Annotated in this window: 18 protein-coding genes and 1 tRNA gene; 10 read left to right on the top strand and 9 right to left on the bottom strand. The window is 48.4% G+C overall.

Features of this window, described 5'->3' with window-relative positions:
- Positions 1 to 198: 198 nt before the first annotated feature.
- Together AB7D94_RS10650 and AB7D94_RS10645 are read right to left on the bottom strand one after the other, a co-directional pair.
- Positions 199 to 441, bottom strand: a complete 243-nt coding sequence (locus AB7D94_RS10650; protein WP_420265840.1) for a DUF2442 domain-containing protein — start codon at positions 439 to 441, stop codon at positions 199 to 201.
- 32 nt (positions 442 to 473) lie between these two features.
- Positions 474 to 2,780: a vitamin B12-dependent ribonucleotide reductase gene (locus AB7D94_RS10645; RefSeq protein WP_420265839.1), complete on the bottom strand. Its 2,307-nt coding sequence runs from the start codon at positions 2,778 to 2,780 to the stop codon at positions 474 to 476.
- 133 nt (positions 2,781 to 2,913) lie between these two features.
- On the opposite strand from AB7D94_RS10645, the gene AB7D94_RS10640 reads away from it, so the two are divergent.
- The 10 genes from AB7D94_RS10640 (at position 2,914) to rlmN (ending at position 12,295) form a co-directional block, all read left to right on the top strand.
- Positions 2,914 to 3,402, top strand: coding sequence for an RDD family protein (locus tag AB7D94_RS10640; protein ID WP_420265837.1), 489 nt, complete (start codon positions 2,914 to 2,916; stop codon positions 3,400 to 3,402).
- Positions 3,399 to 4,424, top strand: coding sequence for a rod shape-determining protein (locus AB7D94_RS10635; protein WP_420265836.1), 1,026 nt, complete (start codon positions 3,399 to 3,401; stop codon positions 4,422 to 4,424). The genes AB7D94_RS10640 and AB7D94_RS10635 overlap by 4 nt, the downstream gene beginning before the upstream one ends.
- Entirely contained in the window at positions 4,424 to 5,218 is a 795-nt protein-coding gene (mreC, locus tag AB7D94_RS10630; RefSeq protein WP_420265835.1) for a rod shape-determining protein MreC, read from the top strand. The genes AB7D94_RS10635 and mreC overlap by 1 nt, the downstream gene beginning before the upstream one ends.
- Complete coding sequence (gene mreD, locus AB7D94_RS10625; RefSeq protein ID WP_420265834.1) at positions 5,219 to 5,683, top strand: rod shape-determining protein MreD; 465 nt, start codon at positions 5,219 to 5,221, stop codon at positions 5,681 to 5,683.
- Positions 5,673 to 7,433, top strand: a complete 1,761-nt coding sequence (gene mrdA / locus AB7D94_RS10620) for a penicillin-binding protein 2 (RefSeq protein WP_420265833.1) — start codon at positions 5,673 to 5,675, stop codon at positions 7,431 to 7,433. The genes mreD and mrdA overlap by 11 nt, the downstream gene beginning before the upstream one ends.
- Before the next feature lies 1 nt (position 7,434).
- Complete coding sequence (gene rodA, locus AB7D94_RS10615) at positions 7,435 to 8,562, top strand: rod shape-determining protein RodA (RefSeq protein WP_420265832.1); 1,128 nt, start codon at positions 7,435 to 7,437, stop codon at positions 8,560 to 8,562.
- A gap of 39 nt (positions 8,563 to 8,601) precedes the next feature.
- Positions 8,602 to 8,675 (top strand) — tRNA-Met (locus AB7D94_RS10610).
- 119 nt (positions 8,676 to 8,794) lie between these two features.
- A complete protein-coding gene (gene metK / locus AB7D94_RS10605; protein WP_420265831.1) occupies positions 8,795 to 9,946 on the top strand; it encodes a methionine adenosyltransferase in 1,152 nt (383 codons plus the stop codon).
- 46 nt (positions 9,947 to 9,992) lie between these two features.
- Positions 9,993 to 11,252: an adenosylhomocysteinase gene (ahcY, locus tag AB7D94_RS10600; protein WP_420265830.1), complete on the top strand. Its 1,260-nt coding sequence runs from the start codon at positions 9,993 to 9,995 to the stop codon at positions 11,250 to 11,252.
- A complete protein-coding gene (gene rlmN, locus AB7D94_RS10595; protein ID WP_420265841.1) occupies positions 11,249 to 12,295 on the top strand; it encodes a dual-specificity RNA methyltransferase RlmN in 1,047 nt (348 codons plus the stop codon). Before ahcY ends, rlmN begins: the two co-directional genes overlap by 4 nt.
- Positions 12,296 to 12,298: 3 nt before the next feature.
- On the opposite strand, the gene pyrF is transcribed toward rlmN, so the two are convergent.
- The 7 genes from pyrF to AB7D94_RS10560 all read right to left on the bottom strand — a co-directional run bounded on the left by pyrF (position 12,299) and on the right by AB7D94_RS10560 (position 18,136).
- Positions 12,299 to 13,030 carry an orotidine-5'-phosphate decarboxylase gene (gene pyrF / locus AB7D94_RS10590; protein WP_420265829.1) on the bottom strand — a complete coding sequence of 244 codons (732 nt, stop codon included), beginning with the start codon at positions 13,028 to 13,030 and terminating at the stop codon, positions 12,299 to 12,301.
- Positions 13,027 to 13,620, bottom strand: coding sequence for a glycerol-3-phosphate 1-O-acyltransferase PlsY (plsY, locus tag AB7D94_RS10585; protein ID WP_420265828.1), 594 nt, complete (start codon positions 13,618 to 13,620; stop codon positions 13,027 to 13,029). Before plsY ends, pyrF begins: the two co-directional genes overlap by 4 nt.
- Positions 13,605 to 14,138 (bottom strand): CDP-diacylglycerol--glycerol-3-phosphate 3-phosphatidyltransferase, encoded by a 534-nt coding sequence (pgsA, locus tag AB7D94_RS10580; RefSeq protein WP_420265827.1) that lies wholly within the window; start codon positions 14,136 to 14,138, stop codon positions 13,605 to 13,607. Before pgsA ends, plsY begins: the two co-directional genes overlap by 16 nt.
- Complete coding sequence (locus tag AB7D94_RS10575; protein WP_420265826.1) at positions 14,119 to 14,658, bottom strand: KdsC family phosphatase; 540 nt, start codon at positions 14,656 to 14,658, stop codon at positions 14,119 to 14,121. Before AB7D94_RS10575 ends, pgsA begins: the two co-directional genes overlap by 20 nt.
- Positions 14,659 to 14,674: 16 nt before the next feature.
- Entirely contained in the window at positions 14,675 to 16,939 is a 2,265-nt protein-coding gene (locus AB7D94_RS10570; RefSeq protein ID WP_420265825.1) for a fused MFS/spermidine synthase, read from the bottom strand.
- A gap of 94 nt (positions 16,940 to 17,033) precedes the next feature.
- Positions 17,034 to 17,561, bottom strand: coding sequence for a Crp/Fnr family transcriptional regulator (locus tag AB7D94_RS10565; RefSeq protein WP_420265824.1), 528 nt, complete (start codon positions 17,559 to 17,561; stop codon positions 17,034 to 17,036).
- Positions 17,562 to 17,605: 44 nt separating this feature from the next.
- Complete coding sequence (locus tag AB7D94_RS10560; protein ID WP_420265823.1) at positions 17,606 to 18,136, bottom strand: cyclic nucleotide-binding domain-containing protein; 531 nt, start codon at positions 18,134 to 18,136, stop codon at positions 17,606 to 17,608.
- Positions 18,137 to 18,316 lie beyond the last annotated feature (180 nt).

Below are 18,316 nucleotides of genomic sequence, written 5' to 3'. Positions count from 1 at the left end.
TTATGACATCTGCTACCCCCACTGTAAAGATGGGGTTTTCTTGACGCTTACGGAGAAAACACTCACTGGCACTTCGTAAAGCCGCAGTCGCGGCAGACTGAGAAGCCGCCTTCGTGTTCCACCGCACCACCGCACTCAAGTAATAAAGGGGGACAGATTTATTTCTAATCTCACATTACGAAAGTCCCCTTTACATGTCTAATCTATTGTTTTTTTACTTTCTAAATATATTGTATCCGGGCAAAACTCCAGACCATTCACCCATTGGACAGTTCCTAAAAATACCTCAGCGGAATTGAATATGCTACGGTCTCTTAGTTGTTTGAAAATGCCTTTATCCAAATAAGGTGTAACGTCAAAGATTCCCACCTCGCCATTGTCAAATATGATTCTTAGCGTATAATCATTATTTGAGTAAACTTCTTTGACTCTTGGGTTCATGTTTATTATTATAAGTTACCTTAGCGCCTGCTCTACTGGCACTTTGTAAAGCCGCAGTCGTGGCAGACTGAACAGCCACCTTCGTGCTCCACCGCCCCACCACACTCAGGACATGCCCCTACCATTATGTCGGCCATTTCGTATTGACTGGAGTGGACGCCCTTCTGATGGCCTCGATTGACCTCTCCGTGGCAGTAACACTCGACGGCCTTCGCTATGGCGTCGGCACATGAGGAAATCTTGCCGCCGTTTGCCCATATCGGCTGATGGCAGGATATTCCTTTAAGCTGGGAGATAATCGCATCGGGGCTTATATTACACCTGAGGGCAAGCGAGACAAGTCTTCCAATGGCCTCTGATTGGCTTGCGGCGCAACCCCCCGCCTTTCCTATATGGTTAAACACCTCAAACGGCATCCCATTTTCGTCTTCGTTTATGGTGACATAGAGATTTCCACATCCGGTAAGCGTTGATTCGGTAGTGCCTTTGATAACCTTAGGACGTTTTTTGGGCACAATTTTTATGTTCGGGTGCGCCTGAGGGGCCTGAGCGGCTTCAGTGTGAGATGTTGCAGAGTCTCCATTTCCGGGTTGGGCAACCGCAAGCACCTGCCCGTCTCTTGAGCCGTCCCTGTAAACAGTAACGCCCTTGCAGTTGAGCTGGCAGGCAAGCATATAGACCTTCTTGACGTCCTCTATGGTGGCGCCGTTGTGAAAATTCACCGTCTTTGAGACGGCGTTATCAACATACTTTTGAAAGGCCGCCTGCATTCGTATGTGAGACTCAGGGGATATCTCATGAGCCGTCTTAAACAGCTCCGCCACGTCTTTTGGAACCGCCCTGACGTCGGACAAACAATGGCTATGGGCTATCTCTTCCATAAGCTCAGGGGAATAAAATCCCCGCTCCTTAGCAATTCTTTCAAAGTGGGGATTGACCTCGATAAGTTTAGTCCCTTCCATGACGGTTCTTATGTAGGACACCGCAAAGAGAGGCTCTATGCCAGACGAACAACCGGCAATAATGGATAGCGTCCCCGTGGGGGCAACAGTGGTGATGGTCGCGTTTCGAAGTTTTCTCTGGTCTGGCGCGTTGTCATATACGCTGCCCGCGTAGTTTGGAAATGTGCCTCGCTCACGGGCAAGCGCCTCTGAGGCGGAACGTCCCTCGTCCCGAATATGCCTCATCAGCCTTTGGGCCACTTCAAAGGACTCTTCGCTGCCGTAGGGAATTCCAAGTTGAATCAGCATGTCCGCCCAGCCCATGACGCCGAGGCCTATTTTCCTGTTGGCCTTTGTCATCTCTTCGATTTTACTGAGGGGATACTTGTTTAAGTCTATTACGTTGTCAAGGAAGTGGACGGCCTTGTGTGTGGTTGTCTTTAATTTATCCCAATCCACGCTTACACTTCCATCACGGTTAACCACCATATTAGAGAGATTTATCGAGCCAAGATTGCACGATTCAAAGGGCAGAAGCGGCTGTTCGCCGCACGGGTTAGTGGCGTCAATCCTGCCGGTAAGCGGGGTTGGATTTGACTCATTTATCTTGTCTATGAAGACAATGCCCGGCTCGCCGTTTTCCCACGCGTGTTTCACGATTAAATCAAACACATATGCGGCGTCAAGCCTGCCAACAACGGCACCGCCGCGCGGATTTATCAGCTCGTATTCTGAATTTGAGGCAACCGCCTCTATAAATTTGTTAGTGAGCGCTACCGATATATTGAAATTATTAAGCCTTGTGCTGTTGGACTTGCATGTGATAAAGTCAACGATGTCAGGGTGTTCGACACTGAGAATGGCCATGTTGGCGCCCCTTCGCGTACCGCCTTGTTTAACGGCCTCAGTGGCGGTGTCAAAGACGGCCATGAAAGACACCGGGCCGCTCGATATGCCCTTCGTAGAGCCGACCACATCGCCCTTAGGGCGCAGGGAGGAGAAACTAAAGCCCGTACCCCCGCCTGATTTATGAATCATCGCGGCATTTTTCACCGCCTCGAAAATACTCTCCATTGAGTCTTCCACGGGAAGCACAAAGCACGCGCTGAGCTGCCCAAGCCTTCGTCCGGCGTTCATAAGTGTCGGGCTGTTTGGCAGGAAGTCCAGAGCGGCCATCATGTCATAGAACTCCCTCTCAAGTGCGTCAAGGTCAGTGAAACTCTTCCCATAGTTCAGGTCTGCCGCGGCAATGGCCTTCGCCACTCTTCTGAGCAGCTCGTCCGGCGTCTCTCTGGCAACGCCATGCTCGTTTTTCTTAAGGTACCGTTTTTGCAGAACCTTCAGGCCGTTCGATGTTAATTTTATGTCGCTATATGTATTGATGTCTTTAGTATTCATTTCTTTTTGCCGCCCCCAGTTATGTTGTTTATGAAAACCGCTGTGTATGTCACGGTGGACTTAGCAGGCGTATCATTTTACTATATTGCGGTTGCCAGTGCAAGTGAAATTTTTTTTAAAAAAATAATATTTTGTGGCTAAAGGGACAGAGGCGGATCAGTTCATTGATAATTCAAGCGCTTATCTGTTACTATTTCCAATGGGCAAAGAGGAGATAAAAGCTGGCGTCCTGCCGCGTATCCTTGCCAAGTCAATTGACTTTGTGCTGGCGATGTTGCTGATGGAACTGCTCCCACGGGTAGGGTTTTACGCGGCGGTGATATTTATACTAATCGGAGACAGTCTATACAACAGGGCAAGCATAGGGAAGAAGCTGATGGGTATGGAGGTTAAATCCCTGCGGGGGCAGATGGTATCATCCGCGAGATGTTCAATCTTACGAAACAGCACGATAGCCTTTGCCCTGGTGCTATGGAAGATACCGATTTTGGGCTGGTTTTTTTTTATTGCAATTGCGGGCATAGAATTCATTATAATGATTGGCAATGCCAATAGGATGAGAATAGGAGACGAACTGGCAAAAACGAAGGTAGTTGAGATACTCTTCAAGGAGGAACAATGATTTTTAGCAGACTATTAGGGTTGTTCTCTAATGATTTGGCCATAGATTTAGGAACTGCCAATACGTTGGTATACGCAAAGGGCAAGGGCATAGTGTGCAACGAGCCGTCTGTGGTGGTAATGAGAATGGATACGAAGAAGGTCGTAGCCGTGGGGGCGGAGGCCAAAAGAATGTCTGGCAAGACCCCTGCCAATGTAATGACCATAAGGCCGATGAAAGACGGTGTAATCGCGGACTTTAACGCGGCCGGCGAGATGTTGAAGTATTTTATCAAGAAGGCTCATAACAGGAAGAGCTTCGTATCTCCGAGGGTCATCATAGGCGTACCGTCGGCGATAACCCTCGTTGAGCAGCGGGCGGTGAAAGAGGCGGCTGAGGCATCGGGGGCGCGTGAGGTATATTTGATAGAAGAGACGATGGCGGCGGCTGTAGGGGTAGGTCTGCCGATAGATGAGCCATATGGCAATATGATAGTTGACATCGGCGGTGGCACTACGGATGTAGCCGTCATATCAATGGACGGCATCGTTTACAGCAAGGCGGTAAAAGTGGGTGGTGACACAATGGATGATAAAATTGTGGCCTATGTAAAAGAAAAATATAGTTTTTTGATAGGAGACAGGACATCGGAACAGATAAAAATAGAGATAGGCTCCGCCTTTAAAGTTGACGAAGACCGCACATATGACGCAAACGGCAGGGACCTCATCTCCGGCATTCCAAAGTCCATAAGAATAAGAGAGGACGAGATAAGAGAGACTTTGGCAGAGCCGATAAGTCTAATAGTAAGCACTATAAAGACAGCCCTTGAGAACACGCCGCCTGAGCTGGCCTCTGACATAGTGGACAACGGGATAGTCCTGGCCGGTGGCGGGGCGTTGTTGAGGGGCATAGACGCCCTAATCAGACAGGAGACGAGGCTGCCGGTGGTTGTGACAGATAATCCGCTGACGGCGGTGGTAATGGGTGTTGGCAAGATGCTTGAGGATTTGGCCCTACTAAAGAGGATTGCCGTTGGTTGATGACTAAAAAGGGCCAGGTTCTGTTCTTACTCTACTTGTTTCTTTCCATTTCGCTAATGACAGTGCAGAGTATCAAAGGGCCTGTCCAGCCGCTTTTTTTTATTCGTTATCCGTTAAATTATATTAACGAGGCTGTAACCTCTCTTGTTTATTATATAAAAAAACCTTTTATTGTGGCGATGAGCCTTGAAAGGCATAATGAAGAGCTAAAAAAAGAGGTTGAGACATTACTCTTAAAAAAGCAGGAGTACGAAGAGAAATCAATAGAAAATGAACGTCTGAGAGAGCTGCTGAGTTTAAAGCAGGAGCTGCCCGAATATGTTGCCACTGCAAAGGTGGTCTCGAAAAACCCTGATATTTGGGCGCAGACGATGGAAATAAACAAAGGTTATAAAGACGGCATAAAAAAAGACATGGCCGTACGAACGGTATTGGGGTTGATTGGGAAGATAAAAAAGTCGGACGCGCACTACTCAACGGTGCTTCTGTTGACAGACGTAAGCTCGTCTGTTGCGGTTAAATCCCATGATAACAGGACAGAGGCAATCCTGTCGGGTGTTGGAGAGGACTACTGCATTTTAAGACATGGCCTGGATATGGAAGAGGTGGCAGCCGGAGACACGATGATTACATCAGGGCTTGATTCGCTGTATCCTCCCGGTATTCCGGTCGGGAAGGTTCTCTCAGCCGAGAAAAACCCTTCAATGCTTGAGCAGGATATAAAAGTAGGTCTCTTTGCCAATCCACTCAAAATTGATGAGGTCATGGTCATCACCCGCCGTCGGGACATGTAAATGAAAGGGGTCAAGGGGAATCTTCTGTGGATTTTGATAGCTATACTGGCTATTGTGATTGATGAGACCAGTTTTATTGGCTACAGAGCGAACGTTGTGGTGGTGTTGGTATATTACATAGGGATAAGGTGGGATACAAGGAAGGCGGTATTGTGGGCGTTTATAATCGGGTTTTTGCTGGACAGCATTGCCTTAAAGATTTTGGGGCCAAATATACTTTCAAAAGGTGCGGTAATTTTTATGGCATATTTTCTTCAGACGGGGATATTCAACCTCGCGCCGCTGTTAAATGCTATTCTGTGTTTTTCATTTACCATGATAGATAATTTTATTGTCTATTTTTCACTCACCCTGTTCGATACAAGGCCGGCTGAAATGCTACATGCCGCAAATATTACGTTATACCAGTCAGTCATAAACGCCGCCATAGGGTATTTTATTATAAGAGAGAGAGATGAGCAATAAGGAATATTTCGAAAGGTACTCAAGCCTGACGCTATTTATTGTGATATTAGTGTTTTCCATATTGGGGATGAGAATTTACCAGCTTCAAATATTAAAAGGCGGCGACTACAGAGATGCGGCGAACTCAAACAAGATAAGGGTAATAACCCTTCCCGCCGCTCGTGGAATAATCTATGACAGAAACAACATTCCACTTGTGAAAAATCAGGCATACTATTATGCCTCGCTGATGCCGGAGACAAGGAATATAGACACGGCTGCTCTGGCCGCGTTGCTTAACGTTGATGAGAGAAAACTCATCGCCAAACTAAGAAAAGGAGAGAGCCATAGATTTAAGGCCATAGTGTTGAAGGAGGGTTTGACGTTTAAAGATGTAGCCGTGATTGAGGCAAGGCGCTCTGACTTCCCCGGTCTTATGGTCGAGCCGAATCTCACGCGGCATTACGTGTTTAACAGCATAGGCTCGCACGCAATCGGCTATCTTGGGAGGATGACGGCGAGGCAGATACAGAGTCCGGATTATGACAACATAACCCCTGAGACATTTGTCGGGCAATGGGCAGCGGAGGCGTTTTACGACAAGGAACTTCGCGGCTCGGCGGGGGAGAAGATAATTGAGGTTGACGCCCTTGGCAGACAGTTAAAATTAATAGGGCAGACAGAGCCACATATGGGAAACGACGTAACCCTGAGCATAGATATAGGTCTGCAGGAAGCGGCAGAGAAGGCGTTCAGGGGGAAATCCGGTGCCCTGGTTGCTGTTAATGTAAGAAACGGTGAGGTACTGGCACTGGTCAGCCTGCCGACGTTTGACCCCAACGATTTTGTCATGGGGATAGATACAGACAAGTGGAATGCCCTGAATAGGGACAAGAGACATCCGCTTCTTAACAGGGCATTACAGAGTTCATATCCGCCGGGCTCGGTATTTAAACCGGTAGTTGCGATAGCCGCCCTTGAAGGTGGTATAATTGATGAGTACTCAAGCACGCAGTGCAATGGGGTGCTGGAATATGGGAAACATTTTTTTGGCTGCTGGAAAAGCCACGGCAGAGTGAGTTTACACAGGGCGATAGTAGAGTCATGCGATGTGTTTTTTTACGAAATCGGCAAAAAGTTGGGCATTGAGAAGATAGAAAGGTACGCGAGGCTCTTCGGTCTGGGTAAGAGTACCGGCATAGGGCTAAGGCGTGGAGTTGACGAGAAAGACGGCACAATGCCCTCGACGAGGCGCAGACGCAGGTCGGGGAATAGGCAGTGGTTTTTAGGAGAGACACTCAACGCGGCCATAGGGCAGGGTTTCATATCCTTAACGCCGGCACAGGTGGCGCAAATGACGGCAATGATAGCAAACGAGGGTATAATTATGCCGATTACGCTTCTGAAAGATGGCAATAAAGACAACCCCAGGGAAAGGCTTGGCATACGTCCTGAAACATTTGATGCCGTCAAGAGTGCCTTACATGGTGTTATAAATGAAGACGGAGGGACGGGGAAAGATGCCAGAAGCAATATAGTCCAAATATCGGGGAAGACCGGGACGGCACAGGTTATTGCGGGCAGGCTTAAGAGTGAAGAGCAAAAACAACGGTACAGAGACCATGCATGGTTTATAGCCTACGCGCCTTCGGTGAAACCGGAGATAGCTGTAGCCGTCATCGTGGAGCACGGTGGACACGGCGGGAGCGTTGCAGGGCCAATCGCAAGGGAAGTGATTGAGGCATATTTACAGGGTAAGGCGAGCAATTAGCATGTGGTTTCTGCAGATAAACAGAAAGTATCTGAAACAGTTCGACTGGTATATGCTGTCGCTGCTTCTTGCAATAAGCATAATCGGGGTGATGACGATATACAGCGCGACGAGGCCGGTAATAACCACCGTGCAGCCAAACTACTACATAAAGCAAATGGTGTGGATGTTAATGGGATTGGTGGCGCTGTTGGTGGCTGCGGTATATGATTACAGTTGGTTAAGGAACTCTGCGTATTTCCTGTATTCAATGGGGCTTGTGATGCTTGTCCTTGTGTTATTTGCGGGCAGGCGGGGAATGGGGGCGCAGAGATGGCTTGAGCTTGGGCCGGTTTCATTCCAACCGTCGGAGCTGTTCAGGATTTTGTTGATAATAGGTATATCGAAATACTTAAGCACAATAAAGGGTACTCTTACAAAATGGCCTTTTTTTATATCGCTGACGTTATTTGGTCTGCTGCCCTTTGTATTAATCCTGAAGCAGCCTCATTTAGGAACGGGGTTGGTCTTATTAGCGACATTTTTTTTCCTTGTCATTGCAAAGAAAATAGAAAAGAAGATACTGGTAACACTGATATTAGTCACCCTTGTGGTACCGACGGTAGCTGGAAAACTCGTTTGGCGCCATTTAAAGGATTACCAAAAGAACAGGATTTTAGCCTTCATCGAACCGGAAGCCGACCCTAAAGGAATAGGCTACCAGATAGAGCAGTCAAAAATAACCATAGGTTCGGGGCAAGTCTTAGGACGTGGGTATCTGAAAGGTACTCAGGGGCCGCTAAGGTTTTTGCCGGAGAAACACACTGATTTCATATACTGCGTCTTTGCCGAGGAGTGGGGTTTTGTGGGGAGCTCGGCAATTGTGGCTTTATACCTGTTGTTGTTTCTTCGTGGTATATCAACGGCTGTGAAGTCAAAAGACGAGTTTGGAAGATACCTTGCGCTGGGGTTAACATTCATGTTGTTCCTGTATTTTTTTATAAATATGGGGATGGTACTTGGTATGATGCCGGTAGTAGGGGTGCCGATACCGTTTATGAGTTATGGAGGGACGACGCTGATAACAAATTACATCGCCATCGGGATATTGATAAATATTAGAATGAGGAGATCAGCCCTCTGTTATTAATCCTAAGGGATTTGTTACAATATGCAGTCTAAGGCCATTGGCGGTGTAGCTCAGGTGGTCAGAGCATGCGGCTCATATCCGCAGTGTCCGGGGTTCAAATCCCTGCACCGCCACTCTTTAATTCGTGCCCGCTCGTCGGCATCCCTCGGTGTAGCCCAAAAAATAGCTTTTTTCTTTGGGATAGTGTTATTATATACATTCTATATTGAGAGCGTCAAAAAAGGAGGGAGCAATGCCAAAAAAGAATTATTTTTTTACTTCCGAATCGGTTACAGAGGGGCACCCTGATAAGGTAGCAGATCAGATATCCGATGCCATTCTTGATTCGATAATCGCGAAGGACCCCAACGCGAGAGTGGCCTGTGAGACTCTCGTTACCACAGGGTTGGCCTTTATAGCCGGTGAAATAACGACATCTACTTATGCCGATATACCGTCAATCGTAAGGGCGACAATAAAGGAGATCGGATATACGAGGGCAAAGTACGGTTTTGACTATGAGACCTGCTCGGTTATCACGGCCATACATGAGCAATCACCCGACATCGCCATGGGGGTTGACCCCGGTGGGGCCGGGGACCAGGGGCTTATGTTCGGGTTTGCGTGTAACGAGACCGAAGAGCTTATGCCGGCAAGTATAATGCTGGCTCATAAGCTCGCGATGAAACTGGCCGAAGTGCGCAAAAATGATATTCTCCCATACCTGCGCCCGGACGGCAAGACACAGGTTACAATAGAGTATCGTGAGGGCAAGCCGCACAATCTCAATAACGTTGTCGTATCAACCCAGCACAGCCCTGATGTGACATTAAGGGAACTAAAGGAAGACATCATAGAACAGGTCATTAAGCCGACGATTCCCCAAAGCCTGCTTGACGAAGAACATATCGTCTATCACGTCAATCCCACAGGCAGATTCGTAACCGGCGGCCCGATGGGCGATACAGGGCTTACCGGAAGGAAGATAATAGTTGACAGCTACGGCGGCACAGGCAGACACGGCGGCGGTTGTTTCTCCGGCAAAGACCCGACGAAAGTTGACCGCTCCGGCGCATACATGGCCAGATATATCGCGAAAAATATCGTGACCGCAGGCATCGCGGAGAGGGCGGAGGTTCAAATCGCCTACGCCATCGGCATAGCCCAGCCTCTGTCAATCCTCGTTGATACGACAAATACGGGGAAAGTTTCTCACGAAAAGATAGTGAAGATAATCAGGGACAACTTTGACCTTACCCCAAAGGGTATAATAGAAAAGCTTGACCTGAGAAGGCCAATATACAGAAAGACTGCCGCATATGGACATTTTGGAAGGCCTGACCCTGATTTCACATGGGAAAAGACAGACATGGCTGAGCACCTCAGAAAAGAGGCCGGACTGTAGGCGTCGAAATGTCCTGTTTAAATCAAAATAAAGGAGACTTGCCAACATGGTAAAACACGATGTTAAGGATATCAACCTTGCCGACAAGGGAAGGCTGAGAATCGAATGGGCAGAAATGGAAATGCCGGTACTGAGAGAGATAAAAAAGGAAATATCAAAGAACAAACCCCTCAAAGGCATGAGAATGGCCGCATGTCTGCATGTTACAACAGAGACGGCAAACCTTATGGAGACTCTGAAGGCCGGCGGGGCGGAGGTAGCGCTTTGCGCCTCAAATCCGCTGAGTACGCAGGACGATGTTGCGGCAAGTCTGGTGAAACATTCTGACATTCCGGTTTTTGCCATCAAGGGCGAGGACAACGACACGTATTATAAGCACATTATGGATCTCCTGTCCTTTGCGCCCCATCTAACGATGGACGACGGTGCCGACGTTGTAGGCGTGCTTCATAAAGAGAGGCAAGACCTGCTTGCCAACGTCATAGCGGGGACGGAAGAGACCACCACCGGCGTTATCAGGCTTAGGGCGATGGCTGCAAAAGGGGTATTAAAATACCCGATAATAGCCGTCAACGACGCGCTCACAAAACACCTGTTTGACAACCGCTATGGCACAGGCCAAAGCACGATGGACGGGATTCTTAGGGCGACCAACAGGCTGATAGCGGGTTCGGTGTTTGTGATCTGCGGCTACGGCTGGTGCGGTCGCGGCGTGGCGATGAGGGCGCGTGGCATGGGCGCACATGTTGTGGTAACAGAGATAAATCCCCTGAAGGCGCTTGAGGCCACGATGGACGGCTATGACGTAATGCCTGTGATGGAGGCCGCTAAGATTGGCAATATATTCGTTACTGTAACCGGCAACATAAACGTGATAAGCGAAAAGTGTTTCGGCGTGATGAAAGACGGCGCTATTGTGAGCAACTCCGGACATTTCAATGCGGAGATAGAGCTTACCGCCCTGGCCAAAATGGCAACCGGAAGGCGGGAAATCAGGCCGTTTGTCGAGGAGTTCACGCTGCCGAATAAGACCCGCATATATGTGCTTGGCGAGGGCAGGCTGATAAATCTGGCCTCGGCCGAGGGGCATCCATCATCTGTGATGGACATGAGCTTCGCAAATCAGGTACTGTGTTCAGTTCATGCGGTAACTAACCATAAAGAACTAAAGAATACCGTTCACAGTGTCCCTGAAGAGATAGACCGCTATATAGCAAAGCTCAAGCTGATGTCTATGGGTATAAATATAGACACACTGACAGACGCCCAGAGTGAATATCTGAAGAGCTGGGAGATGGGGACATAATTGATCTAAAGACGCTGTCGCGTGGTGAGATAGGGGATTTATTTCAGAAGATGGGGCTGCCAGAGTTCAGGGTGTCTCAGCTCATACATTGGATGTATGAGAAAAACGCGGCAAGCATAGACGATATAACGGAGTTTTCGAAGCCCTTGAGGGAGACCCTCAAGGGCTTTTCGTATATAGGCAGCGTAAAAATCCTCAAAAAGACTACCTCACCGGACGGGACAATAAAGCTGCTCTTTGGCCTTGAGGATGGGCTTTCTGTTGAGGGTGTGTTAATTCCTGACGAATATCGCCTGACGCTTTGCGTATCTTCGCAGGTAGGCTGTGCTATGGGGTGCAGGTTTTGTCTGACTGCCACGATGGGATTAGTGAGAAATCTGAGGGCTGATGAGATAGCCGGGCAGATTACGGCCGTACGGCGGGAGCTTCAGGCCCAGGGCGGAATAAGCGGCGGCGAGATAACCAACATCGTGTTTATGGGGATGGGCGAACCTCTCAGGAATTTTGACGGGGTGGTAAGGGGCATACACATATTAACCGAGTTCATGGGGATATCAAAGAGGCGGATAACGCTGTCAACGGCGGGTGTGGTGCCGGAGTTGCAGAGATTATACAGGGAGATACCGGAGGTGAATCTGGCCGTATCACTAAACGCCACGACAGACGAGACCAGATCAGCCCTGATGCCGGTAAACAACAAGTATAACATAGGGGCATTGCTGAGGGCGTGTGGCAGGCTGCCAATCTCATCAAGGAGGCGCATAACCTTTGGCTATGTGCTGTTAAAAGGGATAAACGACACACCGGCTGACGCGCGGCGGTTGATTGCCCTGTTAAAAGGTCTGAGTGCGAAGGTCAATCTGATTCCGTTTAATACATACGACGCGGCCAAATTTGAGCCGCCGGACGAACAGACCGTCCTTGAGTTTCAGCAAATATTAATAGACAGACACGTTACCGCGTTTATAAGAAAGAGCATGGGACGGGAAATCTACGCGGCGTGCGGGCAGTTAAAGACATGCCACGAAACGGCCTCTCCTTAGCAATTATAACGCAGCCATATCGCTGAGGATTTTATCAGCCGCCGCAGCGGGGTCGTCTGCCCTGAGTATTGGGCGGCCTACTACGATGTAGTTTGCTCCAAGCTCCATGGCCTCTGACGGCGTGGCTGTCCTTTTCTGGTCGTCTGGCTCCTTAGTCCACGGCGGCCTTATCCCCGGCGTAAGGATTGTGAAGCTACGGCCACAGCACTTCCGTATGGCCGTTATCTCCCTCGGCGACGCCACAACGCCGTCAAGGCCGGAGGTCTTTGCCAGTGCCGCAAGGTGCGTTACATGGTGTGACATGGTATTATTTACGCCAAGCTCGTCTGAAAGTATCTTATCGTTGAGGCTTGTCAGCACAGTAACGGCAAGTATAACAGGCATGGGGGTGTTATTTTTCTGTGACTGCGCCGCCGCCCCTTCAACTGCCGCCCTCATCATCTCACTGCCCCCAGAGGCGTGAACGTTAAACATATACACACCCATGTTTACCGCCTCCATTGCCGCGCTTGCAACCGTATTGGGGATGTCGTGGTACTTTAAATCCAGAAACACCCTGCCCCCAAGCCTTTGTACCGCACGCACGGCCTCCGGCCCTTCCTTTGTAAACAGTTGAAACCCTATCTTAAATAACGATACCCTGCCCCTGAGGAGCTCCGCTAATCTCACGGCGTCGCTTAATCTGTCAACATCGAGGGCGAGGCAGAGCCTTTTTTTTGCCTGTTCTATTGTCATTTTTTTATTATGCCCGGCTCCGTACCCTTGATTAGTCTTTCTATATTGCCCTTATGTTTGTAGATCATCAGTAACATGATTATTATACCGAATATGAGTTTATTCGCCGAATAATCGAACAAATAAATGTCCAGGGGAACGAAGAAAAACGCCATGAGCGCCGAAAGGGAAGAGTATTTCCATACCGCAAGCGCGATAATCCAAATCGCCACAGACGCTCCACCAACGGCCGGGCTGTAAACCAGAAGGACGCCAAGACTTGTGGCAACTCCCTTGCCGCCCTTAAAACGGGTGAATAAGGAAAAGTCATGCCCCAGTATCGCAAATATCCCTATCAGGCCGACAGCCGACTCACCCAGTGACAGATGTCTGGCCAAAATAACCGCAAGCACGCCCTTTAACATATCCCCGGCAAGGGTAAACAGCGCCGCCCACTTCCCCACACTTCTCAGTACATTGGTCGCCCCTATGTTGCCGCTTCCCACCTTCCTGAGGTCTATACCCTTTGTCCTCGCAACAATCAGCCCAAAAGGGACAGAGCCTAACACAAACGCGCCTATCATACAGAGGACTATCATATCTTTTTCCAAAATCCTATCGTGTACTGAACCGCCGACACCACAGCAAGCACCACCGCAATCCAAATCATAGCCAGCCCGACTCCGTAGAGGTTTATATCAAAGAGGGAATTCTCCAGTATCAGGCACAAAATGCCGGTAATCTGCGCGGTTGTCTTTAGTTTCCCGCCAAGTTCCGAGGCAATTACAATGTCCTTTGTAAGGGCAACAACCCTCAGCGTGGTCACCAGAAACTCCCTCACGATGATAATTGTGGCAAGCCACATAGAGAGGCTCCCAATGTCAACCAACAAGATAAAGGCCGATATTACCAGGAACTTATCCGCAATCGGGTCCATAATAATCCCAAATCGGGTAATCTGCCCCGAACGCCTCGCAAGATAACCATCCAGAAAATCCGTTATAGAAGCAAGCCCGAACACCACCGCCCCCCAGACCGGGTGCGTCGGCGTAATATATATAAACACAGGGATTACAAATATCCTGCTTAAGGTGAGTATCGTCGGGATGTTAAGCCTTACCGTAGTCATCTATTATCCCTTTGAGGATTCCTTTGGATTTAAGCAGGAAATCGCACACCTGCCTCACAGCACCCCGCCCGCCCTCTTTTGACGTGACAAGACGGGCAAATTGTTTTATATCCTCTACGGCGTCCCCTACGGCAACAGGCAGCCCCACGCGCGTCATCAGGGGTATGTCTGCGATGTCGTCTCCTACACAGGCTATGTTTTTGTAATGGAGGGCGTAGTTAATCTTCAGGTCTTCGTACGCGGCTACCTTGTCATCACAGCCCTGATAGACATCATTTATGCCGAGTTCACGGGCGCGCCTTTGAAGAGCGCCACTGGTTCGGCCTGTGATTATTGCAACGTTTATACCTTCGTTTATGAGCATCTTTATGCCGTGGCCGTCTTTTACGTTAAAGACCTTTAGTTCGTTGCCCTCGTTGTCCAGTATGATTGAGCCGTCTGTAAGCACCCCATCCACATCCAATATAAGCATTGAAATGTGCTTAGCAAGCTCAATTGTCTCGTTTGTAATGCCTTTCATCTCTTTAATTTAGCAATTAGCTCCGCATTGACATCAATGACGCCTTCAGTCTGCGAAGAAAGTAGTATTCGTTGTACGGTTTATCGTCGTTTATGAGTATATACTTGTTAGTATTCAACAATGTCTGTGCGGATTGTTCCTTTGACAGGAAATTACGCAAAACTAAACCCAGGTCTTTGCCGGTTGACCATTCAAGAAGGTCTTTTTTTGCCACGTCAGGCATTATAGCCTCGATTTCTTCGATATCAGGTGTCTTTATAGGAGTCACAGACGAGATAAAATGCACCCCCCAGCCTTCAATGCCAGTAAATGCCCTGACATACGGGAAGGAGTTAAAGATTGACCTTGCCACGGCCTGCTGAATCTTTCCTTCGGCCACAGGTACCCACTGCTGAAATATGCCTCCTTCGCGCAGACGGCTCTTAATGACGGCATAAAAATCCTCCGAGTACAACAGGCTTGAGCCTGCGGCCTCAACGGGTGGGGGAGGATCAATGGTTATTACGTCATACTTGTCCGCGGTTCTGTTTAAAAACCTCCTGCCGTCATCAATAACTATCCTGCCGTTGGGATTTTCCAAAACCGCGTGGGCGTCGTCAAAAAAATAGGGGAAGACCGTCCTGACGCTTGGAATAAGCTCAACGGCGGTGGACTTAATGTTCCAGCTCAACATTGACCTGTGGGTAGTTCCCATGCCCAAGCATATTATCAGGGCTGAGACAGGCTCACCGGCCTGAAATCTGGCCCTGTCTAAAAAAATCATCGGTATATGGGCCATGTACTTTGTAATAGGGGTAAGATTGGTTATGCCTATTCCGTTGACAAACAGTTGTTTATCCATACCCTTTCCAGTGGCCACTACGGTGGCCGTATAGTCTCTGGCCACTGAATTGCCGTCTTTATTGTAGAACATCTCATGGTCATAACTTACGAATGTTGATATGATTAGTAATGCTGCCACCACGGCTGTCGGCCATTTAGACATAGCCGCCCGGTACGCGGGCCTCAACAGGTACGACATGTAAAACACTACAAATGGAAGCGCCATAGCAACCATGGACAATTTTATCCCCAAATACTGCAAAAACACATAGGACGCCAATATCGGCCCCGCTATGCAGCCAATGATGTTTATGCAATAGGCATATCCGGCACCTGATGGCCTGCCCTGCGAATAGAAATCAATAAGTTTGGGCGTTAAATAGCCAAGCAGTGCACAAAACGGCATTATGCTAAATAAAATCAAAGACTGAAAAACAATATCCAGAGACCTTAAACGCCAGTCGCTGAGGACAACAGGCAGAAAAACACTTATTCCCAAAAGTCTGATAAGTTTAAACGTATCATACACCCCGCCCCTTGCCAGATGTCTCCTGTAAAGGAAAGACCCGGCCGATGTGGCAAGAAGATAAACCGCCAGTATTGCGGCAAAGGTATAAATGCTGGTTCCAAAGGCCGGCGTAAACGCCCTTATCCATATGACCTCAAGGCTCATAGATGTGAAGCCGGTAGTAAGCAGCAACAGCAGCGTTTGTCGCGGGGAAATCGTCGTGTCGGGGGCGATGTCCCTATCAATATCGTCGGCGATTTTTGGCGCGTGGTTCTTTTTATAAGGATACGCCATTGCAATTGCCACGCTTATCGCCGCTATTAAGAAGTTTACGTAAGCTGCCACTGTCCATGTCTTCCTAAGCCCCAACAGCTCCACTAAGACAAGGGCAGTAATCACAGTTCCCGACATCGCGCCGATTACGTTGGCAAGATACAGGAAACTGAATCCAGTTTTATCAGATTTGTCCAGTGCCTTTACAAAAGACATCATAAATGGAAATGTAAAACCCATGAAAACACACCATGGAAGAATAGACACTGTTATTACGAGGGCGGAGCAGGCCAGATATGCGGCTGAGTCCATCCCGCCTTTCATCAGCAAGGTGCCAGCCCCCCAGCGAAACATTTGTGGGACTATAAATGCCCCCACCCCTATGCAGCATTCGGCGAGGGCGTAGAACAACACCGGCGACAGCCCGGTCATCGCAGAAAGGGCCTCTATAATCCTGCCTCCAAAGATTGACCCTGCGGCAAGTCCTAACATAAACACTGATATTACCACTGAAAGAACCGGAGTTATTATGCCAAAGGACGCATAGGCCATTCTAAGCCACACAACCTGATACAACAGGCCAGCAAAGCCCGAAAGAAAAAACAGCGCGAACAACACCGCGCGAATTCCCTTTAAACTATCGTGCCTGTTACACTTATCGCCAAACAAGTCCCTCACCTGCCCCGCATATTAAAAATATATTAACGCTCTGAACGGATTTGGTACGAAAAGAGGTCTTATAAAACGAAAAAAAAGGCTGGATTAACAATTCTCACTGCCCTGTAAGGGCCTTCAGGATTCTCTTGTCTAGGGCACGAACGTTAGTTGACATTACCCTGGCAATGGCCTTCATTATCTTCACCATAGTCTCGGTGGCTGTGGTTTCCAACTCCATAAAATTCTCGGTTTTTAAGATAAACAACTCCGTATCTTCAAGGGCAACGGCCTCAGCACCGTGTTTTTTCTTCCCTTCCAGTATAGAAAGCTCCCCGAAGTGCTGGCCTTTACTCAAAAGCGCAAATCGGGTTTCCCAGCCATCGGCGGTATGTTTTATTTCCTCGCTCTGAATATTTCTTAACATTACGAGCATCTTTGACTTCGTATCAAGCTGCAGCTTACGCTTTACTTCAATCCTGCCCGAATGTATCATATAGATACCCGTTGTGGAATCACCCTCTTTGAATACGAAGTTATTCTTTACAACGGTGACCTTTTGGATATTCGGCAGCAGTTTCGCAACCTCCTCATCGCTAAGGCCATCAAAGAGTATTTGTTTTTTCAGATCTTCAACCGTAGGCATCTATATTATTTCCCCCATTATTTCCCCCTCATTGTCCCCGACGCTTAAATCCCTATCAGGAGCCTTAACAACTGCTTGTCCAGATAGCGCATATTTTTCGATGAAACCCTTGCCACTACGCGCAGTATTTTCAACATCGTTGACGGGGCCGAAGCCTCTATTTCAGCAAACTTATCCGAGCGTATGAGATATAGCTCAGCGTCCTCTATAACTTCGGCGTCAGCGCCATGTTTTTTCTTTCCTTCTATTACTGATAGCTCTCCAAAGAACTGCCCGTCTAATAGTTTGGCAAAGACCTGCCTCCAGCCGTATGGGGTCTTTCGTATCTCACAACAGTTCTGAGTGTTTCTTACGGTTATCAGCATCTTCGTCTTTAGGTCTATGGGCAGCTTCCTGCTTATCTCAACTTCACCTGACCTGATCAGATACACACCCAATGTCGGCTCATTCTCCCTGAATACAGAATCACCTCTGGGGAAACTTAACGGCTCCACCACCTGAGCAACCGACTGAAGCTCTGCCTCGTCAAGGCCATCAAGCAACATCTGCCTCTTTAACTCGGCTAACACCGGCACTGCGGCTCCCTCATTGACAGCGGCCCATCTGTTGATAGCGGCCCGACTGAATGTTTATATGCCTTTAAATAATACACGCACCTAGGTTAAGATAATAAAGCAGGAATTGTCAATGATTATTTTTTCTTTGTCGTACCAAAGTAGAAATGTCCTATTCTTACCAAAATAGAAATGTCCTAT

The organism is Candidatus Magnetominusculus dajiuhuensis (assembly GCF_046044395.1).
Lineage (GTDB): Bacteria > Nitrospirota > Thermodesulfovibrionia > Thermodesulfovibrionales > Magnetobacteriaceae > Magnetominusculus > Magnetominusculus dajiuhuensis.
The sequence above is the reverse complement of the archived record's forward strand: the minus strand, read 5'-3'. Positions and strand labels throughout refer to the sequence as shown.